Consider the following 25,931-nt stretch of genomic DNA (forward strand, 5'->3'; position numbering starts at 1 on the left):
GATCTTTTGATTTGGATGTTAAAAACAAGGTCAAAGGATCGCAGCCTGCGGCAGCTCCTACAGGGGCGGCGTCAGAAGCGAAAGGGTCTCTGCAGGCGGCCGTCATTAATCACTGAGGGCGGCACATCATGAGTTTTGTCGTGTGGGTGGCGGTGCTCGGCGCCGTGCTGCTGACCTTGGCACTGACCTCGTCGTACCTGCGCTGGATGCCGGTGACCACCTCGGCGGTCTGCCTGCTGCTGGGGATCGGCATCGGCCCCAGTGGCCTCGATCTGCTGAAACTGTCGCTGGAAAACGCCTCGCTGTGGATGGAGCACCTGACGGAAGTCGCGGTGTTGTTTTCCCTGTTCGTCTGCGGCTTGAAGTTGCGTTTGCCCCTGCGCGACAAGCGTTGGCGGATTGCTTTTGGCCTCGCCGGACCGGTGATGGTGTTGACCATTGTCGGCGTTTGTCTGCTGCTGCACTTTGGCTTGAGCTTGCCGTGGGGACCGTCGCTGTTGATCGGCGCGATTCTGGCGCCGACCGACCCGGTATTGGCGGCGCTGGTGCAAGTCAACGATGCCCGGGATGTCGACAGTGTGCGTTTCGGCCTGTCGGGTGAGGCCGGGCTCAATGACGGGGTGGCCTTTCCTTTTGTGATTCTCGGCTTGTTGCTGATCCACGGGGACGGTTCTGCCGCCGAGTGGCAGGGCTGGGTCTTGCGCAGTTTATTGTGGGCGGTGCCTGCCGGATTGCTCACCGGTTACTGGATGGGCCGCGGTATCGGCCGCGTGACTTTGTCGCTGCGTATCCACAACGACGACAGCACGCTCAGCCCCAATGATTATCTGGCGTTGTCGTTGATTGCCCTAGCCTATGTCGTCGCCGAAGCCATCGGCGGTTATGGCTTCCTGTCGGTGTTCGCGGCCGGGCTGGGTTTGCGCCAGGTCGAAGTGAAATCCACTGGCGCCGGCCAACCGCCCGCCGAGCATCTGGTGCAACCGGTGGTCGGCCATCAAAACGTCGAACCGCAACACGCGGTGCACGGCGACACCGAACGACTGGAAAGCAGCCAGGTCGCCGCCGGGATCATGATGGGCGATATGTTGTCGTTCGGCAGTCTGGTCGAGCGTGCCATGGAAGTGTTTCTGGTGACCCTGCTCGGCGTAGTAGTGGTGGCGCACTGGGACTGGCGGGCGTTGCTGGTCGGCGGCGTGTTGTTCTGCCTGATCCGCCCGGCCTGCGTCGCGCTGATGCCGTGGGGCGCATTACTGGAAGGACGGCAACGGCTGTTGATCGGCTGGTTCGGCATTCGCGGGATCGGTAGCCTGTTCTATCTGTTTTATGCCTTGAATCACGGGCTGACCGACACCGTGGCCAGCGTGTGTACCGACCTGACCTTGTCGGTGGTGGCGCTGAGCATTTTGCTCCACGGGATCAGCACGCAACCGATCCTCGCTCGCTATGAGCAGCACAAGAAACTAAAAACCTGATTTTTAATTCAGAGCTTTATCGGCTGATTGATCGAATTTTTTTCTGTAAAAAAATGGATCCCTGCGTAATGGCCGGCAGTCACAAGCATAACCCCTCGCCGGAAACATCAGGCGGGGCCCGGCAGGTTCGGTTCCACTGCGGCGTTTAAGCCTGTTAAAGGAATCCTTGAAGAATAAGGTTACGGTCATGAAAGAATGCTCGACTCCGGCACAAATCAAGGCTTGCAGAGCACTGGCTCTGGAACGCAATCGTCAATTGTTCGATAACGCCCACACCCTCAACCGCGCGGCCAATGCGCTGCTGGAAGTTGAACATCTGGACATCGAACAATTCGAGCACTATCGAGCGCTGCGCAAGAAAGCCGATTTGATGTTTGAAGATGCCATTGATCATTTGTGCGTGTTGAACGAGGATTTTCCGCCGATTCCAATGTCCTCGCAGAACTCGGTGGCGTTGCGTCGAGAGCTTGAGACTGTGGAGTGAGTCAGAGCAGACCCTCACCCTAGCCCTCTCCCAGAGGGAGAGGGAACTGACCGAGGTGAATGGTTGAGGTACGCCGACTTGAGATACCGGGTTGCACGCGGATTTTGAGCAGTGCAAATATCGGCTCTCTGCGATATGAACCCTGACAGCCCCTCACCCTAGCCCTCTCCCAGAGGGAGAGGGAACTGACCGCGGTGAATGGTTGAGGTACTCCGACCTGAGATACCGGGTTGAACGCGGATTTTGAGCAGTGCAAATATCGGCTCTCTGCGATATGAACCCTGACAGCCCCCTCACCCTAGCCCTCTCCCAGAGGGAGAGGGAACTGACCGCGGTGAATGGTTGAGGTACGCCGACTTGAGATACCGAGTTGCACGCGGATTTTGAGCAGTGCAAATATCGGCTCTCTGCGATATGAACCCTGACAGCCCCTCACCCTAGCCCTCTCCCAGAGGGAGAGGGAACTGACCGCGGTGAATGGTTGAGGTACGCCGACTTGAGATACCGAGTTGCACGCGGATTTTGACCACGACACTGAGATACCGAGTCGAACGCGGATTTTGACCACAACGAAGATCTGCTCCCTTCCCCCTCGCCCCCTTGGGGGAGAGGGTTGGGGTGAGGGGGATCGGTCTGAATGGCAACACAAAATCCAAGCGAATGAAAAAGCCCGGCCACATAAGCCGGGCTTTTCTATATCTGCCCATCACCCTCCAGGATTGGTCACCTGAATAAATACCGCATAACTCCCCAGCAACACCCAGAACGTCGCAAAGATCCAAGGCGTGCGCACCGAAAACAGCAGCGACTTGCGATACCCCTTGTGGCTCGACTCCATCTCACTGAACAGCGGCGATTCGTCATACGCCAGGCCCATCAGCGGCTCGCTGTGCAGCAAGTGGCTCTGTTTGAAATGCCAATGATCGATGATGTCGTACGCCGCGCGAATCCCCGGCCAGGCATTCAGCGAGCTGAGCAGTCCGAGCAAGGCGAGAAACGGCGGCACCACCAACGTAAATAACTTGCCCCACTCCGGGTTGAGATTGGCCATGCAGGACGCAAAGGCAATCACCAGAAACGACTGCGCCGCCAGATAGGCGTCGGTGCGGTTGGCGAGGATGCTGGTTTCGTACTGGATCTCCCGGCGATAGAAATCCAGCCGTTCCTTGGGTGAGCCGAACATTTTCGCGTCATGTTCGGTCAGGGTTTCTTCAGCGGTGGGCTCAGTCAGTATGCGAGACAAAAGATGCACGCTCCGGGTTGGGGAAAACATTTAGAAATCCCCACCGGCGCGCAAGTTCAGAACGATTGACCGCTGCCTCACTTCATCGATTGAGCAATGATCGCCACCAGATTCATTTGCGTGAACGGCTTGGGCAAGCGTGGCAGTTGCGCAGCAAAACCTTCCAGACGCTCGGCGTAACCGGTGGCCAGGATGATCGGCAGATCCGGTTTGAGCAGGCGCACTGCGTGGGCCAGTTGCGCGCCGCTCATTTGCGGCATGGCCATGTCGGTGATCATCAGGTCGATGACTTCACCCTGATCGAACAATGCCAGCGCCTGCGCCCCGGACGTGGCACTGACCACCCGATGGCCGAGGTCTTCGAGCAACAGGCTGGTGCTGGTCAACACCAGCGAGTCGTCATCCACCACCAGCACGCTGAGTCGTGGCACCGTCACCGGCTCGGCGTGTGGCAGCAGCGGCTTGCTGGCCATGCCCTCGACGGCCACCGGAATCCACAGTTCAGCCGTGGTGCCCTGGGCCTTTTTGCTCTTGAGGACGAAACGCCCACCCAGTTGCTCCATGAAGCCGTGGACCATCGACAATCCCAGTCCGGTGCCCTTGCCCAAGCCTTTGGTGGTGAAGAACGGATCTCTGGCCGAGGCCAGTGTGTGCTCATCCATGCCCTCCCCGCTGTCGATCACGCTGAGACAAACGTAACGACCTGCCGGTAGATCCGAATCACTGAGTTCGAGCACCACTTGCGGTTCAGCAGTGATGCTTACCGTACCGCCGTCGGGCATGGCGTCGCGGGCGTTGGTTGCCAGGTTGAGCAAGGCCAGTTCCAGCTGATTGGTGTCCGCCAGCACCGGCTCCAGATCTGCAGGAAACCGCGTATCGATGCGAATGCCCGGCCCCAGCGAACTGCGCAACAACCCGGTAATACCCTGAACCAATTGCGCAATATCGACCGACTCGGTTTTCAGTTCCTGACGCCGGGCGAACGCCAGCATGCGCTGAGTCAGTGACACACCGCGCAGTGCGCCTTGGGTGGCGTTTTCCAGCAACCGGCTGATTTTCGCATCGTCACCCATGCGCTTTTGCACGATTTCCAGATTGCCGAGAATCACCGTCAGCAGATTATTGAAGTCATGGGCGATGCCGCCGCTGAGCTGACCGATGGCCTGCATCTTCTGCGCCTGGAACAGCGCTTCACGGGTTTTTTCCAGCGCCTGCTGGGCCTGATGGGCTTCGGTGATATCGCGGGTGATCTTGGCAAAACCGAGCAATGTGCCGGTGTCGCCACGAATCGCATCGACCACCACATGAGCGAGAAACCGTGTGCCGTCCTTGCGCATGCGCCAGCTCTTGTTCTCGAAACGGCCCTCGCGGGTGGCGATTTCCAGCGCCCGTTGCGGCTCGCCGAGTTCGCGGTCTTCGGGGGTATAAAAGATCGAAAAGTGCTGGCCGATGATTTCTTCCGGCAGATAGCCCTTGATCCGCTGGGCGCCCTGGTTCCAGTTGCTGACCCGGCCTTCGGGGCTGAGCATGTAGATCGCGTAATCGGTGACGCCCTGCACCAGCAAGCGGAATTGCTGCTCGCTTTGCTTGAGGGTTTCCTCGGCCATTTTGCGGTCGGTCAGGTCGCGGGTGATCTTGGCGAAACCGAGCAACTTGCCGCTGGGATCAATGATCGGGTCGATCACCACGTGCGACCAGAAATTGGTGCCGTCCTTGCGCACCCGCCAGCCCTCGCCTTCGAAGCGCCCTTCACGGATGGCGGTATCGAGCGCCCGTTGCGGCAGACCGGCGGCGCGATCGTCAGCGGTATAAAAGCGAGAGAAATGCTCGCCGAGGATTTCCGCTTCTTCGTAGCCCTTGAAGCGTTTGGCGCCGGAGTTCCAACTGGTGATGATGCCGTCGGGATCGATCATGTAGATCGCATAGTCGACCACCGCATCGATCAGCAGACGAAAACGCATCTCTTCGATCGCCGCGGTCTTGTTTTTCTCGCTCATCACACTCACCAGCCATTGTCATGATCGGAAGTATGCGTCAATCCGGCGAATTGGGAAGCGGCCGACTCATGATTGATTGCCCACCAACGCGGCAGCAGCTGTTTGATCCGGCTCTCGGCAAAGCGATCGTCAATCAGCATGACCACGCCGCGATCCTCGCGGGTACGGATGACCCGCCCGGCGGCCTGCACGACTTTCTGCACGCCGGGGTACAGGTAGGTGTAGTCGTAACCGGCGCCGAAGATCGCCGCCATGCGGTATTTCAGCTGTTCGTTGACCGGATTGAACTGCGCCAGCCCCAGTGTCGCAATGAACGCGCCGATCAACCGCGCACCGGGTAAATCGATGCCTTCGCCGAACGCACCGCCCAACACGGCAAAGCCGACGCCCTGGCTGTGCGCGGTGAACTGATCGAGGAAAGCCTGCCGTGCGCCTTCGAGCATCCCCCGCGATTGCTGCCACAGGGTGATGTTCGGATAGCGCTCGGCCAGTAACGACGCCACTTGTTGCAGATAATCGAAGCTGCTGAAAAACGCCAGATAGTTGCCCGGACGCTCGCTGAACTGCCGCGCGATCAATTCGACGATCGGTTCCAGCGAGGCCTGCCGATGGTTGAAGCGCGTCGAGATGCGGCTGACGATCTGCACCTGCAACTGTTCGGCGCAAAACGGCGATTCGACGTCGATCCACACGCTGTCGGCAGGCGTGCCGAGCAAATCGGCGTAATAGTGACGCGGGCTGAGGGTAGCGGAGAACAACACGCTGCTGCGCGCCGCTTTCAAGCGCGGGCCGATAAATGCAGCCGGCACCACATTGCGCAGGCACAACTGCGACAGCGGCTTTTTACGCTCGAGGTCACGCTTGCTGATGTCGAAGAGGTAATGCGCGTCGTACAGCTCCGCGACCCGGGCGAATTGCAGCAAGTCGAAATAGAAGTTCTGCAAGGCGCTGTCGAGACCCTGCGGATGATCATTGAGGTAATCGCCGATGGCCGCGCAACATAACGAGATCGCTTGCAGAAGTTTTTCCGGCGCCTTGTCGTAAGCCTGATAGGCCGCCAGTTGCGGCGCATGCAGGGCGTTCCATTCACGGTTGATCCGTTGCAGGGAATTTTTCAGCGCCGCCGGCGCGGTTTTGCGCACGCTGCCCAAGGTGAACTGATCGAGACTGGCGCTGTACATCTGCCGGCCCCGCTCGACGAGGTTGTGCGCCTCGTCCGCCAGCACCGCGACTTTCCATTGGTTGAGCTGGGCGAGACCGAAGAGCATGGCGCTGAAGTCGAAGTAATAGTTGTAGTCGGCGATCACCACGTCGACCCAACGGGCCATCTCCTGACTAAGGTAATACGGGCACACCGCGTGTTGCGCGGCGACCTCGCGCATGGCCGCTTGATCGAGCAGTTGGAGTCGACTGGCCGCTTCACGGGCGGCGGGCAAGCGATCGTAAAAGCCTTGGGCCAACGGGCAGGATTCGCCGTGGCAGGCTTTGTCCGGGTGTTCGCAGGCCTTGTCGCGGGCGACCATTTCCAACACCCGCAAGGGCAAGGCTGGCGACTGATCGAACAATACCTGGCTGGCGTCCAGCGCCAGCTTGCGCCCCGGCGTCTTGGCGGTGAGGAAGTACACCTTGTCCAGTTGCTGCGGTGCCAGCGCTTTGAGCATCGGGAACAGCGTGCCAAGGGTTTTGCCGATGCCGGTCGGTGCCTGGGCCATCAGGCAGCGCCCGGTGCTGACAGCCTTGAACACCGACTCGGCCAAATGCCGCTGTCCCGGACGAAAATCCGCATGGGGAAACGCCAGTTGTTGCGCGGCCAGATTGCGCGCCTCGCGATGGGCCATTTCCTGTTCGGCCCATTGCAGGAACAGCGTGCATTGCTGATCGAAAAACGCTTTCAACGTATCAGCGCTGAACGCCTCGACCAGACAGGTTTCTTTTTCGCTGACGATATCGAAATACACCAGCGCCAGATTGATCTGTTCAAGCTCGAGTTTGCAGCACATCAACCAGCCGTAGATCTTCGCCTGCGCCCAGTGCAACTGGCGGTGATTGGCCGGTTGTTTGCTCAGGTCGCCACGGTAGGTTTTGACTTCTTCCAGGCAGATTTGCGCCGGGTCGTAGCCGTCCGCCCTGCCCTTGACCTTCAATTGCAGAAACTCGCCTTCCAGCGCCACTTCGCTTTGATACTTTTCGCTGCGCCGCGAGGCCACGGTGCGGTGCCCGGCAATGCCTTCCAGCGCCGTGGGTGATGGGGTGAAGCGCAGGTCGAGGTCGCCGGTCTTGGCGGTGAACTCGCACAGTGCGCGCACGGCAATGCTGTAGCTCAAGCGCTCTGCTCCGCCCATTGCACGTAACACACGGCCACCGGCATTTGGTGTTGATGGCAGAACTCCAGCCAGCGCAGTTGATTGTCCTGCAAGCGATCGCCGGGGCCTTTCACTTCAATCATTCGATAGGTTTTGTGCTGCGGCCAAAACTGGATCAGATCAGGCATGCCGGCACGGTTGGCCTTGATGTCGAGCAATAAGCGGCTGAACCAGTGCTTGAGGTGTTCGGCCGGCAAGCAGGCCAGTGCTTGCTCCAGCAACGTTTCATTCAATGCGCCCCAGAACACGAATGGCGACTGGATACCCCACTTGTCGATGAAGCGCTGCCGAATGGTCTCGGCATAGCGGCCGTCGTCGAGTTCGCTCAGGCACGCCTGGAACAGTTCGGCGCGGCGTTGCTGGAAGTCTTCGTTGAGCAGGTCCACCGGGCCACGCTGGAACGGGTGGAAGAATGCCCCGGGCAACGGTGCGAAAATCGCCGGCCAGCACAACAGGCCGAACAGTGAGTTGATCAAGCTGTTTTCCACGTAATGCACCGGCCCGTCGTCATCGTGCAGATGCGCCTGCACGTAATACTCCACGGACAACGCGGGATCACTGCGCGGCAAGTGCAGGTCCAGACGCTCGACCGGTCTGGCCGGCACACGTTTGAGCGGCGGGCCGCCGAGTTTGCGCCGCACCCTTGGCAATATCCGTTGCAGGCCTTGCTGCTCGGCAGCGCTTTCCGGCGCCTGTTCGGCCAGCGTGGCGAGCTCCAGTGCCAACGAGTATTCGCCGCTGCGTTCCAGCACGCGAATCATGCGCAAACGGGCACCGGGATAGGCGCAGTCGCGGTAAATGCTCAGGGCCAGGGCAAACTCGGTGATGCGCTCGCAATACTGGCCGATCTGGAACAGCACCTTGCCACGCCGGCGTTGCAGCCACGGGTTGTCGAAGTGCAAGGCGCTGACCTGCGCGACGATGATTTCCAGCGGTTCGCCGGCCTCGAAACGCAATTGGCAGTTGTGCAGGAACAGGCAGGCGTCGACGTCTTCGCGGCTGCGCAGGCCTCGCGAGTCGGCGCAGAACTCGACTTTTTCATAGGTGAAGATGCCCAGGTCGGCGAGGACGAATTCCGACCAGTCCTGATACAAATTGCCGAAGAACATCAGACGCAAGCGGTCGCACAGGTCCATGATGGTCAAGCTGAACAGCCGGTCATCGAGCAGTGGCGCCCAGTCGCGCAGGCTGCGCATTTCACTGAACTGTTCGACCAACAGCGGCAGCCAGTCGTCCTTGCGCCCCTTGGGCTGTTCGATGGCGGCGCCGAAGGCTTGCAGAATTTCGGCCTTGAGCAACACGTCGAACAACTCGGCGAGGGCCAGCGGCGCGTGTTCATCGATCCAGCCACGCTGCAACAAGGGTTGCGCGGCCTCGGCGATGTTACCGATTTCAGCGTAACTGAGTTTGCCGGCACGAAAGTGCACGCCCTTGCGCATCACCATGCGCACCAGTAATCCCTGCGATGCACGGGGCAAGGTCTTGAAGTCGCGGATAAACGCGTGCTCCGTTTCACTCATTACATCGGCATAACGAAAATCAAGCCAATCAAGCACTTGCCGGAAGTTGTTAAGGTAATAGAACGGGTCGTCGAGGGGATTGGCAGTCACGGGAATTCTGGGCCATGGCGAGCGAGTACTGGTTATGCGTACAGATACCAGCTGTGCCCTGCTCGGTGCAAACGGAAAATGATCAATGGCATTTTTTCGCCGGGCTATCGAACTTTTCCCCCGGGGATGGCACCAACCGCGTTAGAAGGCCGACAATGCTCGGCATCACATCGAATGAGGATTTAGAGGTGGGTATGAAAATCAAGTCACTGGGCATCCCTTTCGCCGTCGTTGCCGCGCTGGCACTGGCCGGTTGCTCGACCCCGACGGTGGTCACTCTGCAGAACGGCACCCAGTATCTGACCAAGGACATGCCGAAGACCAAAACCAAGGACGGCTTCTATGAGTTCGAGGATATTTCCGGGGCCAAGGTGAAGGTGCGTGCTGATGAAGTCGCGACCGTGCGCGAAGAAGACTGACACCCCGCGATACGTGTAGGAGCTGCCGCAGGCTGCGATCTTTTGATCCGGATCTTGAAAATCAAAGGCAGAAGATCGCAGCCTGCGGCAGCTCCTACAGGGATATTTGTATTATTCGAAGGTCGGCATACCCGGAATGCTGCCATCGCAAGGCATGTACGTGCCGCCCCGCTTGACCACTTCACCCTGCAAACGCCGGCAGCGTTCCAGATCCTGCTGCGCCATGCGATCAATGCTCAGATTGCCGGTGGTTTGCGGCTGTTTGCCGTCACCCAGGCGCAGGGTCACGAACGGTTGTTCGGGCTGAATCTGAAAGCGGCTCTTCTCTTCAACCGGCTCGACCACCTCGGTTTTCGGCGGACTCGGCAGTTGGTCGGTGGTGATGCCGTAACGGCTCAGAATCGAAGTTTGAGGTAGATCGGCGCAGGCATTGGCCGAACACAGCGTCAGTGCAACGAACCCGACATACCCCTTGAAACCTTTCACGTTTGAATCTCCTGTACTCAATGGCGGCTAGCTATAGAACGTGTGCGCACGTGCCGGCTTTAGGCCGCACTTGCTGTTTTGCAGGGGTTTGAGTCAGGGAATGGCTGTCGAGTCACTTTTGAAACCGCGTTATCGTTCTTCGCGAGCAGGCTCGCTCCCACAGGGGATTTGTAAACGACACAGATCCCGTGTGGGAGCGAGCCTGCTCGCGAAAGGGCCCTTACCGGCACCCCATCAACATCAGGCGATCACAATGCCGTCAGCACTCAGGCTATTCAGCGACACCCCGACCAACGTCACCGAATCATTGCCAAACGTCAGCACCGTATCCTGTCCAACGGTCGCGGCATGGGCACGGAAATCCTCCGCCGGCAACACACCCTGCACACCGAGAAACACTAGTTTGTCGTTGGACGTGTAACCCACCACCCGATCCTGCCCGAACGCGCCGTTGAACAGGAACGTATCCGCCCCGCCCCCCGATTCCATCAGGTCATTACCGGCACCGCCAACAAACACGTCGTTGCCCGCGCCACCAATCAGGTGATCGTTACCGTCCAGCCCGAACAGCCAGTCGCCACCCGAATGCGCCTTCAGCGTGTCGGCGCCAGCGGTGCCTTTGACGCTGGACTCATACGCGGTGACGTTGTTGCCGACTTTCAAGCCGCTGGCCGTGACGCTGTGGGTCACATCATCCTTGAACAGGCCCCAGAGAAACCCCGGTTCCTTGGTGACAATGCTGCCGATGTCGCGGGTGATGCTGATCCCGCCGTTGGCATCGCGCACGTACAAGTTGCCGGCGCCATCATTGGCGAAGTCGAAGTTCTTCACCGCGCTTTGCAGGTCGAGGGTGTTGCTGCCCTGTCCGCCGAGGATGACGTTGTAGCCGCCGCTGTCGCGGAAGGTGTCGTTGCCGGCGCGACCTTCCAGATAATCGTTGCCGCTGCCGCCCTGGATCAGATCGTTGGCGTCACTGCCGATGATGAAGGTGCTGCCCTTGTGGGTTTCGGCGTTGCGGTTGAGGTCCTGCACCCAGGTGTTGGCCCGCGCCGGGTCTGAGAGGTTGGCGACGATGATCGTCGAGTCGCGGCTGGTCAGGTCGTAGAATTTTGAGTCGATCACCCGGTTCATGCCGTCGCCATACGCGGTCGGCAAGTGCGAGATCCAGGTGGGAATGTTGAGGATCGAGTACGGCAACAGATTCCACGCGGTCGAGGCGTAGTGATCGTTGAAGCTGACGATGTTGTCGGTGGCCGAGGCCTTGGGCGCGTCGTGCACGCCGATCGAGGCACCTGTGAAGGTCGAGCCGTCGAGGGCGCGGAACACCGGGTCGTTTTCGTAGCCGACGTTGAGCACTTTGTCGGTGCTGCTTTGCGTTGGCGAGGCGTAGGCGATGTAGTTGGAATCGGCAAAGAAACCGCCCCACTTGCCGCCACTCAAATCGGCCATGCTGTTGACCGCCAGGCCACCGAGGCTGTGGCCGCTGACTAGCACGTCCTTGCCGCTGAGGCCGTTGGCCTTGGCAAACGCCACCACATCATTGAGCAGATTGCCGAACGCTTCGCCGACGTAGTTCTTGGCGTAATCCTTGGGGCCGAAGGCGGCGAGCAGGTCGTTGATCACGTCGCCGATGGAGTCGAGGATCAGGTTTTCCCGCGGGCCGCTGGTGCCGCGAAAGGCAATGCCGAGTTCGGTGAGATGGCCCTGAGCATCGTACTTGCCGAGGATTTCCACTTGCGCGGTGGTGTAACCGGCCTTCTCGCCAAAAAAGGTTCCGCGCGCATCGGTCTTGCCGTCGTAGCCCAGTTGCGAGGCGGTGATCGGCGTCCAACCGGCCTGTTTAACGGCGTCGAGGGCGAGTTTTTCCGAATCAGGGTTCCACGGAATGCCGGGAATCACCCCTTGCGAATCGGTGCCGCCGAGCAGCGCCGTGACCAGCGTAGCGGGCAGGCCGATGCCGAAACCGTTGTGCTGATAACCGGCGGCAAAGCCATTATCGAGGTTGTGGTAGGAATACAGCGTGATCGCCATGGCATCGCTGAACAACGCCTTGGAATCGGCTGTGCCGAAGTTCTTGTAGTCATACACACCCATTGCTATTGCCTCTCTCTTGTTGGAATTGTTAGAGATAGCTCACAGCCAGGGCGCCCCACGGGGACGCCCCGGAGCATTTCAGAATCTACATAGCTTTAAACTGTAGGAGTGAGCCTGCTCGCGATAGCGGTGTGCCAGATGAAAAAATGCAACCTGACACAACGCTATCGCGAGCAGGCTCACTCCTACAGGGATTACTAGGCGAACACGAACGCCGAGTCCGACAGGTTAGCCACTCCCACCCCGATCAAGGTCACGGCATAGTCGCCAATCTTCAGCACGGTATCGCTGCCGGTCTGCGACGCGTGTTGCTTGTAGTCGTAGCCCTGCCCCGCGCCTTCGACGCCCATGAACACCAGTTTGTCGCTGCCCTGATAACCATTGATGGCATCGAAACCGAACGCGCCGCTGAACAGGAAGGTGTTGTTGCCACCCACTGCGCTCATCACGTCATTGCCGGCGCCACCGACGAAAGTCACATGGCCCTTGTCGCTGATCAGCTTGTCATCGCCACCGAGGCCGAACAGCCAGTCACCGTCGGCCGTGGCGTGCAGCGCATTGCCGTAGCCATCGCCGCTGAGCGAATGGTTGTACTGGGTCAGCTCGCTGCCGTTGGTCAAACCCTTGGCGGTGACGCCCCAGGTGATTTCCTTGCTGCCCCACCACGAACCCGACTCCTTGCTCACCAGCGCGCCGATGTCGCGGGTCATGCTGATGCCGCCGTAGGCGTCGCGCACGTACAGCGTGCCGTCACCGTCGTTGGCGAAGCTGAAGTTCTGCAACGGCTTCTGCAGCTCGAAAGTGTTGTGGCCCTGGCCACCGAGCAGGATGTTGTAGCCGCCGTCATCACGGAACCGGTCATCGCCGCCCAGGCCTTCAAGGAAGTCGTTGCCCGCGCCGCCCTTGAGCCAGTCGTTGCTCTGCGTGCCGATGATGAAAGTGCTGCCAGTGTGCGGCTCGCCGCTGCGACCGAGATCTTCAACCCAGGTCTTGCCGCGAGAAGCTTCTTCCAGATTGGAGACGATGATCGTCGAGTCTTTATGCGTCAGGTTGTAGAACTTCGAATCGATGACCCGATTCAAGCCATCGGCATAGCCCAGCGAGCTGTGGGCCGACCAGTTCAGCGGATTGACGATGCTGAACGGCACCAGGTTCTGCGCGGTGGACGCGTAGTTGTCGTTGAAGTTGACGATGTTGTCGGTGGTCGAATCGTGCGGCTTGTCGTGCTTGCCCATCGAGGCCGTGCTGAACGTGGTGCCATCGAGTACGCGGAACACCGGGTCGTTCTCGAACCCGATGTTCAGCACGTTATTGCCGGTGCTGCTCTGGGTTGGCGAGGCGAAGGTGATGTAGTTGGCGTCCTTGAAGAAGCCGCCCCAGTTGCTCGCGCTCAACTCGGCCACGCTGTTGACCCCGAGTCCGCCGAGGCTGTGGCCGCTGAGCAGGACGTCCTTGGCGGCGATGCCATTGGCAATCGCGAATGCGGCGACAGCCTTGAGCAAATTGTCGAAGGCGTTTTTCGCGTAGTTGCTCGCGTAATCCGACGGCCCGATGGCGGCGAGCAGGTTGTTTTTCAAGTCGCCGAAGGTGTCGCTGTAACCCAGCCCACCGGTGCCACGAAAAGCCACGCCGATGCCGATCAGTTTGCCGGCAGCGTCGTATTTGCCGAGCACTTCGGCTTCGGCGCTGGTGAAGCCGTCCTTCTCGCCGAAGAAGGTGCCCTGCGGCCCGACCTTGCCTTGATAACCCAGCGCCGTCGCTGTGAGCGGCGCCCAAGCGGTGGCCGGCAACGGTTTGCCGGTCGGCGTGTAGGCATACAGCGTCAGTGCGATGGCGTCGCTGTACAACGCTTTGCCATCGGCATTTTTATAATCGAACAGTCCCATGTTGTGCTCTCTCTTCCTTCAAATGACTGGCAGCTCTTTGCAGAGCTGCCAGCACGCCTTAGAACTGCCAGTACTCTTTAGAACTGCCAATCCAGGGTCAGACCCACGCCGTGGTCCTTCTCGTTCGAGCCGATCAGGCCGTTGTAATCCAGGTTCACCCGCACATCGCGATTGAGCGCCAGACCTGCGCGCACGCCGACCACTGCGGCATCGCGATCCATCGACACGCCCTGCACGGTGAACGCGCTGTTGCCGTTGGCGAACGCCAGATGGCTGTCGGCATCAACGTTGTTCAGGTTGTGCTGCCAGCCGAGGCTCGCACCCAGTTCCAGTTGCTGCTGATCCGACAAGGCGAACGAACGCTTGGCGCGCACACCGAGGGTCGACAGCACCACATCGCGATTGTCCTCACCGCCCTTCAACGCTGCAGCATCCCCCTTCTCGGTGAAGCTTTCGGTATTGAGGTGCACGTAAGACAGATTGGCGAACGGCTCCAGGTTCATCGGTTGCAGGCCCAGATCATAAGCGGCCTCGGTGAACACTTGAGTGGTTGCGGCATCGTGCTTGGTCTTTTGTTTACCGCTGACGTCCCCGAACTGCAGGTCACGTTTGACGTCAACACGGTGCCAGCTATAGGCGCCACCGACGGTCAGACGCAGCGCATCGATCTGATGCCCGAGGTACGCACCCAAGTGGTAGCTGTCGACCGACGCCGACGAATGCGTGCCGCTGCCCATGCTCAACGAGCTGTCGCTATAACCGGTAACGAAACCGAGACGGGTATCTTCAGCGATCAAGCCGTCAACACCGGCCAGCAGGCCACCGATGGAGCTGTTGGAGTCGGCATTGTCATGCCCGCCATCGCTCTTGCCCCACGAACCCAAGACCTTGACCCATGCATTGCTGCGCTCGTCGGTCGGTGCGCCAGCATTGAACAGATCACGCTCGCGCAGACGCTCGCCCACCGCTTCACGCAGGTAACGGCTGTCGTTGATCAGCATGGTGCCGATCGCCGGATGGATCTCGCCAGACAGTTGCTGGAAGGCTTGCTGCGCCGACGCCGCATTCGGCGACAGCAACAGGGTTTCGAACAGCGCATTGCCGGCGCCCAGACGTTCCGCCGCGGCACCGACAGCGCGTTGGTTTGGCGTCAAACCGACGCTGGCGAACGAGGCATCGTTACGCCCGACTGCCAACTGAATGCCATCGGCCGAGTACGCCAGGGTGCCGCCGAGGAAGGCGTAATCCGGCAACACCTGACCGAAGCGTCCTTCGATGCCGCCCGCCGCTTGCAGGATGTTGTAGCGCGTGCCGAGCAGGCTTTGCACTTGGTTGGTGGTCAGCAAGGTCGGGCTGTTTTCCAGCGACATGCTTACCGTGGCGCCTTCGATGACCGCTTTGCCAGTGGCGATGATCTGATCGCTGCTGGTTGGCGACAGCTCTACGGCGTAGGTCGAACCCGGTGCAAACGTCACGTCACCGGCCACGTTCAGGGTGCCGATGGAATTACCCGGTGCGACCGTACCGCCGCTGTTCACCGACAGCGCGCCGATGTGGCCATTGCCGCCGAGGATACCGCCGTCATTCACTGTCACCGCCGACTGCAGCGAACCGTTGATGGCCAGGCGGCCCTGATTGACCAGGGTCGGGCCGCTGTAGGTGTTGTTGCCGGTCAGCACCAGCGTGCCGAGACCTTGCTTGGTCAAACCGCCGTGACCGGAAATGTCGTTGCGCCAGGTGTCGAGGCCGCAGGTGATGTCGGTGCACACGCGTTCGGTCGGTTTGCCCTGATCGATGATCGCGCCGATGCCCGGCAGATCCGCGACAAACTGGCCGGAGCCGTAAGCGCCGTCGATGCGGAATTCCGCCGGAATATCCTGCTCGGTGACGAACATCGACGGGCCGTCGATGCCCTTGCGCAGGTTGATCATGCCCCAGCCGTACAAGGCGTCGATGCCCGGCGCGCCGAGGTCGGTGGCGGTAGTACGCAAGACTGTGGCGACTTGATCACCGCTCATGTACGGGAAGCGCTCCATCAGCACCGCCATGGAACCGGCGACGTGGGGCGCGGCCATTGAGGTGCCGTTGTAGTTTTTGTAGCCGGTGGTGAGGTTGTCGGCGTTGGTGCCTTCGATGATCGAACTGAAGATTTTCGTGCCCGGCGCCGAGACGCAGAAACTCGCGGTATAGCCGCAGCGCGAAGAGAACGTGCTCATGATGTACGGATTGGCGCTGGCCAGATCCGGGTTCTTCTGCAACGCGGCGACGGTGATCCAGTTCGGCGCGATGTCCGGAACGAAATAGCCGAGGCCGGCGATGGCGTCCGGGTTGTTGAGGTTGTAGTCGTTGCCGGCGGCGAAGATCGTCACGATGCCGCTGCGCGCGGCGGCAATCGCGCCGTCGTAGGCGCCACCGGGTTTGCTGCCGAGCAGCGTGCGGATCTCGTTGAACTGCAACTGCGCGTCATTGACGGTGAAATGCGGGTACGCCGGATCGCGGCCGCCGAGGTCGAAACGGTCAGTGATGCCGATGCCCCAACTGTTGTTGATGATCCGCGCGCCGCTGGCGATCAGCGCATCCCAACCGGCCTTGTACACCGCGCCGTCGTTGCCGCGAACGATGCCGTCTTCCGGGCCCGGATCACCGTTGTCGGCGCTGATGATCTGCGCACCGAACGCGACGCCGTGCATCGGCCCACCATCGCGACTGCCGGCGGCGATACCGCCAACGTGAGTGCCGTGGGCGCCGAGTTTGCCGTCGGAGCCGACCGAGGGCGAACCGTCATAGCGGAACGCATCGCCGGCTTTGACCGGGATGTACGGGTCGGTGTATTCGCGGATCCCGCTGGTGACCAGGGTGACGACTTTATTGCTGCCGGAAAACTCCGGGTGCGCGGCGTACACCGGCTGGTCGAAGATCCCCAGTTTCACGCCTTTGCCGGTATAGCCAGCGGCGTAGGCGTGATCGGCACCGATCGCGCCCAGGCCCCAATCGGCCTGGAACTCGGCGCTGCGCCAACTCGACGGATCGCCCGTGCGACCGCTCTCCACGTAGGGCGCGGCATGGGCGGTGCCGATGGCACAGAGCACGGCGAGCGTGAGGGTTTTCAGGGCAAAGCGGCCTCCCGTTTGCGCGGGGGTATTGTTGTTATTCATCCAGCGACCTTCCTTAGTGATGTTGCGAAAAATCCTGATCGTTGCCACACAGAGCAACTGATCGTTCCCACGCTCCGCGTGGGAATGCCTCTAGGGACGCTCTGCGTCCAGTGACGCGGAGCGTCACGGGCTGCATTCCCACGCGGAGCGTGGGAACGATCACCAGAAGCCGGGTTATCTTGCTTAGAACTGCCAGTTCAGGCTCAAGCCAACGCCATGCAGCTTTTCGCGATTGGCCAGTTGTCCGTTGTAATCAAGGTTGACGCGCACGTCTTTGCTCAGCGCCAGGCTGGCCTGCACGCCAACCAGCGCGGCATCGCGCACCAGCGCCGAGCTCTCTACCGAATACGGCGTGCCGCCGCTGGCAAAGCGCAAATGCTGTTCGGAGTCGATGTCGCTGAGGCTGTGCTGCCAGCCGAGGTGGCCGCTCACATCCAGTGATTGCCCGGGCGAAAGATTGAAGGTCTTGATCGCCCGCACGCCGAGGGTGCTCAGCACGGCGTCACGTTGATCGCCCGAACTTTTCAGCGCGGCTGCGTCGCCTTTCTCGGTCAAGCCTTCAGTGTCCAGATGCACGTAGGCCAGGTTGGCAAACGGCTCCAGCGCCAGCGGTTGCAGGTGCAAGCGATAAGCCGCCTCACCGAACACTTGCGTGGTCGCCGCGTCGACCTTGGCTTTCTGTTTGCCACTGACGTCGCCGTATTGCAGATCGCGTTTCACATCAGCGCGATGCCAGCTGTAGGCAGCGCCCGTGCTCAAGCGCCACGCACCGATTTCGTGACCGGCATAAGCACCGAGGTGGTAGCTGTCGACCTTGGCCGAGGAATGCGTGCCCGAGCCCATGCTCAGCGAACTGTCGCTGTAACCGGTGACCAGACCGATGCGGGTCTGCTCGTCCAGCGCGCCATCGACACCGGCCAGCAGACCGCCAATCGAAGTGTTGTAGCCCGCCGTGTCACGGCTCGAATCGGTCGTGCCCCACGCCCCGAGAGCCTTGATCCAGCCGTTGCTTTGCGCTGCGTTGGTATCGTGCAGGCGCTCGCCCACCGCATCGCGCAACTGGCGGCTGTCATTGATCAGCATCGAACTCAATGCCGGGTAGATCTCGCCGCTCAACTGCTGGAACGCCTGTTGCGCCGAAGCGGCTGTTGGCGAGAGCAACATGCTTTCATACACCGAGTTACCCGCGCCCAGGCCTTCGACGGCAACGGCGACCGAGCGCTGATTCGGCGTTTGCCCGACGCTGGCGAAGGTTGTGGCGTTACGTTCGACGCTCAGTTGAATAGCGTTGGCGGCGTAGTCGAGGCTGCCGCCGATAAACAGGTAATTCGGCAATACCGCGCCAAACTGCCCCTGAATGCCACCGGCCGCTTGCAGGATGTCGTACTGCCGACCGAGCAGGCTTTGCGCTTCGGTGGTGCTGAGCAGCGTCGGGCTGTTTTCCAGCGACAGACTGACGGTGGCGCCGCTGATGTTGGCGGTACCGCCGGCAACGATGCGGTCGCTACTGGTTGGCGACAGTTCAACGGCGTAGGTCGAGCCCGGCGCGAAGTTCACATCGCCAGCCACATTCAGCGTACCGATGGAGTTGCCCGGCGCCACGCGGCCACCGCTGTTGGCGGTCAACGCGCCGATCCGCCCGGAACCGCCGAGGGTGCCGCTGTCGTTCACCGTCACGGAAGAAGTCAGCGAGCCGTTGACCGTCAGCAAGCCGCCATTGACTGTAGTCGCACCGCGATAGGTGTTGTCACCAGAGAGGATCAACTGCCCGCCACCGGATTTGATCAGGCTGCCTTGATACACCCGGCTCGCCGCCGCTGCATCACGGGCAGTGCCGACCGCGTAGTCGGTCTGATCCTGTTGGCTCGCGCCTGTAGGAACGCCGTTCTGCCAGCCCTTGTCCCGCAGGGTTTGCTGCCAGGCGCTGTGCTCGGCGAGGTCTTCACTCTGGCGCTGAATCAGCGCCTTGTCAGAGATGTCATTGCTCCAGACATCGCGCTGCCCTACCCCCAGGTTGGCATCAAACGCACCGAGCAACTGCCCCGGCCCGCGCATCGCCCGATTCAGATTGGCCACGCCCCAACCGACCCGTTCGGTCGGCGCATCGGTGACCGAGCCATCCAGTTGCGTGGCGGTGGTCAGCAACACTTCAAGTGCCTGCTGATTGTTCATGTACGGGTAGCGTTCCATCACCAGTGCCAGTGCACCGGTCGCATGCGGCGCCGACATCGAGGTGCCGGACTTGATCGCGTAACCGCCACCGGGAATGGTGCTGTCGATCTTCGCCCCCGGCGTGGTGATGCACCAGTATTTGGCGAGGCCGCATTGGTTGTACTTCTGCTGATTGCTTTGATCGAGGCCCGATACGGCCAGCCAGTGACCCTCCAGATCCGGCTGGAAATACGGCAGCGCCGAACGCACGCTGGCATTCGGATAGCCGCTGTTGCCGGCGCTGAACACGTTGATCACACCGCGTCGGGAGACATCGGCGGCGGCATCGAGCCAGGTGCCCTTGTTCCAGTGCTGGGCGTAAGCAGCGTGCAGATCGGCCAGGGTGCGGTAGCTGACGTCCGGTGGCTGGCTGCCCCAGCTGTTGTTGATCGCACGGACGCCGGCATCGGCGAGGGCGTCATAAACGGCTTTGAAATAGCGCGGGTCGGGATTGGGGCCAAACAGGAAACTGTCGTTCTTGTTGGTGTTGCCGACGTAGATCTGCGCGTTGTACGCGACGCCGTGCATGCCGCTGCCATCGCGCGAGGCGCCCATGGTGCCGACCACGTGGGTGCCGTGGGAGTCGTTGTTGGGATTGAGGTTGCCGTCGACATTGAACAGTGAACCGTCGATGTAGCTGCCGCTGGCTGTGACCGGGTGATAACGGTCGCTGGCGAACTCCGGGTGGGCGGCATCGAAACCGGAGTCGAGGGCACCGATTTTCACGCCTTGGCCGGTGATGCCGGCGGCGTAGGCTTGCTCGGCCTGCATGCGGCTCAGGCCCCAGTCACGGAGGAATTCAGCGCTGCGCCAACTGGTGGGATCGCCGGGTTGGCCGCTTTCAAGGTATTGCGCCTGGGCCTGGGTCGCAGAAACCACAAGCAGCAGGGTGCCGACCGAAATCGGCTTGATGCGTACGTCCATGTTCACCACTCACTTTTATTGTTTTATGCAGGTTGTTTTGCGGTGTTGCCTGTTCCCCTCACCCCAGCCCTCTCCCCCAGGAGAGGGAGCTGACCGAGGTGTCTTGCGTCTTACATCGACCTGAAACACCGGGTCGATTATGGATTCGGTAGAGCACTTCCCTCACCCCAGCCCTCTCCCCGAGGGAGAGGGAGCTGACCGAGGTGTCTCTCGTCATACATCGACCTGAAAGACCGCGTCGATTATGGATTCGGTAGAGCATTCCCTCGCCAAGGCAAACGGAGCTAATCGATGTTGGATTCAGTGACGCTCGTTCAGGTCGGTGTACGTCTGCAATATCCCCGGATCGGTCCCCTCTCCCTTTGGGAGAGGGTTAGGGTGAGGGCTGTTGAGCGACCACAAAAGCCTCATCCACCCGCGCCAGATCCTGCTCGTTCAAGGTCCCGGCGTAGTAATGCAACTTGGTCCAGGCCATCAAGTAGTCGTACCGCGCCTGCGCCAGATCGCGGCGGGTGGTAAACAGTTGCTGCTCGGCGTTCAACGCGTCGAGGTTGGTCCGCTCACCACCGAGAATGCTCTGCTTGGTCGACACCACCAGCGCTTCCGCCGAGCTCAATGCCTTCTGATAAGCCCGCAGTTTGCTCACCCCAGACAAACAGGCACTGAACTGACGACGCAGCTCAATCAGCGTCTCGCGCGTCTTGCCATCAAGCTCGTACTCAGCCTGTTCCATAGTGCGGCTGGCCTGACGCGTCGACGCCGAAACACCGCCACCGGCATACAACGGCACGCTGACTTCAAAACCGATGGTGTTGGTCTCGTAGCGCTGGTTGTAAGTGTTGCCGCTTTCCGATTCGTTTTGACGCATCGAGGCATAAGCACTGACTTTCGGCAGATGCCCGGCGCGATTGCGTTCCACTTCATAACGCGCAACTTCCACCGCCTGACGTTGCGAGGCCAGATTCGGGTTATTGCTCACCGCCATTTCGTGCCAGGTGTCGTAATTGGCCGGCATCAGCGCGAAGGTCTGGAAGTTTTGACCCAGCGGCGCCAAATCACCAATATCCACCGCCGGCACGCCAACCAGCGCACCCAGTTCCCGCAGCGCGGCATCCTGTTCGTTACGCGCCTCGATCTCCTCGGCGGTCGCCAGTTCATAGCGCGACTCGGCCTCAAGAATATCGGTGCGGGTGCCCTCGCCCTGCTTGAACATGTGTTCGTTCTGCTGGAACTGCTGCTCGTAGGCCTTCTTCTTCGCCTGGGCGATGTCGATCTGGTCCTGCGCGAACAACGCCTTGGTGTAGTTATCCAGCACGCGGACCAACAATTCCTGGCTTTTGCCACGAAAGTTTTCGTCAGCAAACAGCGACTGCGCGACACCTTTGCGATACGCGGCATAAGCCTCGTAATCGAGCAGCGGTTGCTGCAACGTCAGGGCCGAGCCATAACTGCTGTAGTTGCGGTCATCGGTACGATTACGCGCGCGTTCGTCTAGGGAAGTGGCTTTCGACGAGTTGCGGCCCTTGTTGTAGGTGTAACCGATGCGCGGCAGCAGGCCGGCGCGGCCAATCGCGCGGTTTTCCAGACCGGCGTCACGCTCCTTGATCGCCCCGAGGAACACCGGGTCATTGCGCAACGCCTGTTCGTAGATCTCGAACGGCCCCATGGCCGCTACTGCTGAGTGACTCGCGAGCAGCATCATTGCCGCGCCGAGCAGGGAAAGCTTATTCATACAGCCGAACATCCTTATTCCTCGGTCAACGCGGAGCCGGCCCGGTCGAGCAGCGGTTTGAACAGATAGTTGAGGAGTGAACGTTCGCCGGTGCGCACGAACATCTCTGCCGGCATGCCGGGCTTAATCACCAGACCGTTGAGTTTTTCCATGGCTTGATCGCTGACGCTGCTGCGCAACACGTAGTAAGGCACGCCGGTTTTCTCATCGACCATCTGGTCGGCGGAAATCAGGCTGACCTCACCCGGTACACGTGGGGTTTTACTCTGGTTGAACGCGGTAAACAGAATGTCCACGGGCAGATGCGCGCCAACCTTGTCGATCAGGTTGATCGGCAAGTGCCCTTCCACTTCCAGGGTGGTGCCTTGCGGAACGATCTCCAACAACGTTTCGCCTTGGCGCACCACAGCGCCTTCGGTGTGCACACCGAGGTTGACCGCGACGCCGTCGGCGGTGGCGATGATTTCGCTGTGTTGCAGGTCAAAACCGGCCGAAGTCAGTTGCTCCGACAGGGTCACGCTTTTCAGCTGCGCGTCGGCCAATTGCGTGCGAACTTCCTTCTGGTATTCCTCGGCGTGCTGTTGCAGCTTCAGCCGCGACTCGAGGATGCCCTGCTCGACCCGACCGCTTTCACCGGTGTTTTCTGCCAGTTGCTGCTGCACTTGCGACAGTTGCCGCTGGTATTCCATCAAACGGTTGCGCGGGATGTAGCCGTTGTCGGCGAGCGGTTGCAGGTTGCTCAACTGCTGTTGCAGCGAGTCGGCCTGGGCATTGAGGTCGGTTCGGGCGCGACGCATGCCGGCCAGTTGCGCGGTGGCGCCTTCGATGCTCGCACGCAGTCCGGCCTGCTCGCGGTAGTACGCCTCGCGACGGCTGCTGAACAGTTGTCGCTGGCCTTCCAGCACCAGTGCCAGACGCGGGTCCGGGTCATTGCTCAGTTCGGCGGGAAAGGTCACTTGCTTGAGGTTGTCGCGCTCGGCCTGCCAACGCGCGAGGCTGGCCCAGGCCATACGGTACTGCGCCTGCAGCGACTGCACGTCGGCGGCGACTTGCGTCTGATCGAGGCGGAACAGCGGCTGGCCCTGCTTGACGATTTCGCCTTCGCGCACCAGGATCCGGCTGACCACGCCGCTGCTCATCGACTGCACCGCTTTGCGCTTGCCCGACACGACGACCGTGCCCTGCACCGGAATGCCTTGATCCAGCGGCGCCAGCGCCGCCCAGGTGAAGAAGCTGCCAGCGCCGACGATCGCCAGAATCCAGCCCATGCGCGCGAAAAACTTCGCATCGCGTTCTGGGCGTTCGGTGATGTAGGCGTGTTCCATGCTCGCTTCGTTTTCAGTGTTCATGCTTGCGCTGCTCATACACCCGAATTCCTTGTCGAGGGCTGATACTGACGGCTCATGCTGAGCCCGCCCGGTGCCGGTGCAGCTTTTTCCCGTTGTTGTTCCTGCTGGCCGGAAAGTGCCTTGAGCACGTCCTGACTTGGGCCAAACGCCTGCAAGCGACCGTCATTGAGCACCAGCAGTTTGTCGGCCTGGGCCAACACCGAAGAACGGTGCGTGACCAGCACCACCGTAGTGCCTTGGGCTTTGAGTGCGGCGATGGCGCTGGCCAATGCCGCTTCACCGACGGTGTCGAGGTTGGAATTGGGCTCATCCAGCACCACCAGACTCGGCGTGCCATACATTGAACGCGCCAATGCCACACGCTGCTTCTGGCCGCCGGACAAGCCACTGCCGTCCTCGCCCAGTTGCGTGTCGTAACCTTGCGGCAGACGCAGGATCATTTCGTGGACGCCGGCCTGTTGCGCGGCGGCCACGACTTTCTGCGGATCGGCCTCGCTGAAACGCGCAATGTTCTCGGCGATGCTGCCGCTGAACAGTTCGATGTCTTGCGGCAGGTAGCCGATGTACGGGCCAAGGTCATCGCGGTTCCAGCGATGAATATCGGCGCCATCGAGGCGCACGGTGCCGCCGAGGGTTGGCCAGACACCGACCAGCACACGGGCCAGCGTCGATTTGCCGGAACCGGATGCACCGAGCACGCCGAGCACTTCGCCGGCATTCAGATTGAAGTTGACCATTTGCAGGGTCGCCGCGCGTTGCCCCGGTGGGCCGGCGCTGACTTGTTCGAAGGTGATCTGGCCTTTCGGCGGCGGCAGCGCCATGGCGTCGTCACTCGGCGGGAACGCTTGCAACAACGCATCGAGACGGCGGTAAGCCAGCTTCGCCCCGCTCCACTGTTTCCACACGGCTATCAACTGGTCGATCGGGCTCAGTACGCGGCCCATCAGGATCGAACCGGCGATCATCATCCCGGCGGTCATATCGCCCTTGATCACCAGCAATGCGCCCAGGCCCAACACAAGCGATTGCAGGCACAGACGCAGGGTTTTACTCACCGAGCTGATCACCGCACCGGTGTCGCTGGCCTGATTCTGCAGACCGAGGAAACGCGAGTGCACCTGAAACCAGCGTTTACGCAGCGAACCGAGCATGCCCATCGCCTGAATGGTTTCGGCGTTGTGCAAATGGCTGGTGGCCAACTGGCTGGACTTCTGCGAATAACCGGCGGCTTCGCCCAGCGGCTTTTTGGTCATGTATTCGTTGAGGCAGGCCAGGCCGATCAGCAGCAGAGCGCCCGCAGTAGCGAGCACGCCGAGCCAGACGTTGAACAGGTAAATCACAAACAGGTAGACCGGGAACCACGGCGCATCGAAAAACGCGAACAGCGCAGGCCCGGTGACAAATTGGCGAATGTGCGTCAGATCGCCCAGCGACTGCCCGGCATTGCCCTCGCCCTTGAACAGGTTGCGTTCGAACGCAGCTTGGTAAACCCGCAAGTTGAAGCGGCGCTCCAACTGACTGCCGATGCGGATGACGATAAAGCTGCGGATCACTTCCAGCATGCCGATGAAGGCAAAGAAGCCGACGACCATCAGCGACAGCATCGCCAAGGTCGTTTCGTTCTGCGACGACAGCACCCGGTCATAGACCTGGAGCATATAGATGGAGGGCACCAGCATCAGCACGTTAATCAGCGCGGTAAAGCAGCCGACGCTGATCAGGATACTTTTATAGTCAGCCAAAGCCTTGAATAACGGAGCGGTGGCTGGGGCCTTCGCCATCTTCATTGATTCTTCCTGAAATGTCCGGTCTCGCCACACTTGGGCGAGGCTTCAATTAATGTTCCGCTTACCTGCGAAAGATGACTTGCAAGTACCCGCTTACACTTTCATAACAACTTGCGCAATTAACAGCGGTGCAGTTGCCACTCGGTGTTTCTTATAACCAACGGCTGGCGCTTTATATTAAAACCTTGTCGCAGTCTGGATCATCACAACTAGTGCGCCGCGCGTTCGAGGGTAATCACCAGGCCCGACTTCAAGGTAGTCAGATAAAGCCCGTCACGTTGTCGGCTGAAAAACTGGATTCTTGAGCCTTCCTTGCCGGTGATGGACAGGCCGTCAGGGTCGGGAAACCAGCCGATCGGAAGTTCTTCAAGCCAGGCACCCAGGCAGTCGGCGCCCTCGCCCAAGGTCTTGTTGACCTTTAACTCCAAGGAGCAAGTGTTGGAAGGTTTGTCCTGCTGCTTTTGCGCTTGTGGATCATCACCTCGGGTGGACAGCGTCGCTTGCCACTGCCCGACAAATACGGACGGTTCTTCGAGTCTGAGGCTGCTTGCCATGCTGGTTTCTCCTGAAATCATGATGAGCGCCGCCGAGAGCCACGCCGCTACCGTGTAGGTAAAAGCTTTATAGATCATGGGAATATTCGCTCCGGCCTGTAGCCTTGCTTACCTGCCAATACGATGCAAGCAAAGAAAGCGGCGCATCACACGCCGCTTTCCACT

Annotated in this window: 16 protein-coding genes; 3 read left to right on the forward strand and 13 right to left on the reverse strand. The window is 60.5% G+C overall.

Annotated elements, in window-relative coordinates:
- The first annotated feature begins 128 nt into the window (after window positions 1-128).
- Window positions 129-1,472: a cation:proton antiporter gene (locus KBP52_RS03980; protein ID WP_212622136.1), complete on the forward strand. Its 1,344-nt coding sequence runs from the start codon at window positions 129-131 to the stop codon at window positions 1,470-1,472.
- A 187-nt stretch (window positions 1,473-1,659) separates the two neighbouring features.
- On the forward strand, window positions 1,660-1,956 hold the full coding sequence (locus tag KBP52_RS03985) for a hypothetical protein (protein ID WP_077572983.1): 297 nt from the start codon (window positions 1,660-1,662) through the stop codon (window positions 1,954-1,956).
- 706 nt (window positions 1,957-2,662) lie between these two features.
- Here KBP52_RS03985 and KBP52_RS03990 read toward each other — a convergent pair.
- From KBP52_RS03990 to KBP52_RS04005, 4 genes are all read right to left on the reverse strand, one after another.
- Window positions 2,663-3,199 (reverse strand): hypothetical protein, encoded by a 537-nt coding sequence (locus tag KBP52_RS03990; protein WP_016983364.1) that lies wholly within the window; start codon window positions 3,197-3,199, stop codon window positions 2,663-2,665.
- Between the two features lie 77 nt (window positions 3,200-3,276).
- Window positions 3,277-5,196 (reverse strand): PAS domain-containing sensor histidine kinase, encoded by a 1,920-nt coding sequence (locus KBP52_RS03995; protein ID WP_212622137.1) that lies wholly within the window; start codon window positions 5,194-5,196, stop codon window positions 3,277-3,279.
- Window positions 5,197-5,201: 5 nt separating this feature from the next.
- On the reverse strand, window positions 5,202-7,520 hold the full coding sequence (locus KBP52_RS04000; RefSeq protein ID WP_212622138.1) for an ATP-dependent DNA helicase: 2,319 nt from the start codon (window positions 7,518-7,520) through the stop codon (window positions 5,202-5,204).
- The gene (locus tag KBP52_RS04005; protein WP_212622139.1) at window positions 7,517-9,169 is read right to left on the reverse strand and encodes a VRR-NUC domain-containing protein; all 1,653 of its coding nucleotides are present in this window, start codon (window positions 9,167-9,169) and stop codon (window positions 7,517-7,519) included. Before KBP52_RS04005 ends, KBP52_RS04000 begins: the two co-directional genes overlap by 4 nt.
- Before the next feature lie 194 nt (window positions 9,170-9,363).
- Here KBP52_RS04005 and KBP52_RS04010 point away from each other — a divergent pair, with 194 nt between their 5' ends.
- On the forward strand, window positions 9,364-9,588 hold the full coding sequence (locus tag KBP52_RS04010) for a YgdI/YgdR family lipoprotein (RefSeq protein ID WP_077572987.1): 225 nt from the start codon (window positions 9,364-9,366) through the stop codon (window positions 9,586-9,588).
- Between the two features lie 111 nt (window positions 9,589-9,699).
- On the opposite strand, the gene KBP52_RS04015 is transcribed toward KBP52_RS04010, so the two are convergent.
- The 9 genes from KBP52_RS04015 to KBP52_RS04055 form a co-directional block, all read right to left on the reverse strand.
- On the reverse strand, window positions 9,700-10,074 hold the full coding sequence (locus tag KBP52_RS04015; protein ID WP_212622140.1) for a hypothetical protein: 375 nt from the start codon (window positions 10,072-10,074) through the stop codon (window positions 9,700-9,702).
- A gap of 240 nt (window positions 10,075-10,314) precedes the next feature.
- Window positions 10,315-12,168 carry a polyurethanase gene (locus tag KBP52_RS04020; protein WP_212622141.1) on the reverse strand — a complete coding sequence of 618 codons (1,854 nt, stop codon included), beginning with the start codon at window positions 12,166-12,168 and terminating at the stop codon, window positions 10,315-10,317.
- Between the two features lie 197 nt (window positions 12,169-12,365).
- Window positions 12,366-14,054, reverse strand: a complete 1,689-nt coding sequence (locus tag KBP52_RS04025; RefSeq protein ID WP_212622142.1) for a polyurethanase — start codon at window positions 14,052-14,054, stop codon at window positions 12,366-12,368.
- Between the two features lie 77 nt (window positions 14,055-14,131).
- The gene (locus tag KBP52_RS04030; protein WP_212622143.1) at window positions 14,132-17,209 is read right to left on the reverse strand and encodes an autotransporter serine protease; all 3,078 of its coding nucleotides are present in this window, start codon (window positions 17,207-17,209) and stop codon (window positions 14,132-14,134) included.
- A gap of 183 nt (window positions 17,210-17,392) precedes the next feature.
- Entirely contained in the window at window positions 17,393-20,344 is a 2,952-nt protein-coding gene (locus KBP52_RS04035; protein ID WP_212622144.1) for an autotransporter serine protease, read from the reverse strand.
- Window positions 20,345-20,717: 373 nt separating this feature from the next.
- Window positions 20,718-22,088 (reverse strand): TolC family outer membrane protein, encoded by a 1,371-nt coding sequence (locus KBP52_RS04040; protein ID WP_077572993.1) that lies wholly within the window; start codon window positions 22,086-22,088, stop codon window positions 20,718-20,720.
- 2 nt (window positions 22,089-22,090) lie between these two features.
- Window positions 22,091-23,440: an HlyD family type I secretion periplasmic adaptor subunit gene (locus KBP52_RS04045; RefSeq protein ID WP_034154169.1), complete on the reverse strand. Its 1,350-nt coding sequence runs from the start codon at window positions 23,438-23,440 to the stop codon at window positions 22,091-22,093.
- Complete coding sequence (locus tag KBP52_RS04050; protein WP_212622145.1) at window positions 23,437-25,212, reverse strand: type I secretion system permease/ATPase; 1,776 nt, start codon at window positions 25,210-25,212, stop codon at window positions 23,437-23,439. The genes KBP52_RS04045 and KBP52_RS04050 overlap by 4 nt, the downstream gene beginning before the upstream one ends.
- Before the next feature lie 209 nt (window positions 25,213-25,421).
- The gene (locus KBP52_RS04055; protein ID WP_212622146.1) at window positions 25,422-25,844 is read right to left on the reverse strand and encodes an AprI/Inh family metalloprotease inhibitor; all 423 of its coding nucleotides are present in this window, start codon (window positions 25,842-25,844) and stop codon (window positions 25,422-25,424) included.
- Window positions 25,845-25,931 lie beyond the last annotated feature (87 nt).

The sequence above is a fragment of the Pseudomonas sp. SCA2728.1_7 genome (assembly GCF_018138145.1).
Classification (GTDB): domain Bacteria; phylum Pseudomonadota; class Gammaproteobacteria; order Pseudomonadales; family Pseudomonadaceae; genus Aquipseudomonas; species Aquipseudomonas koreensis_A.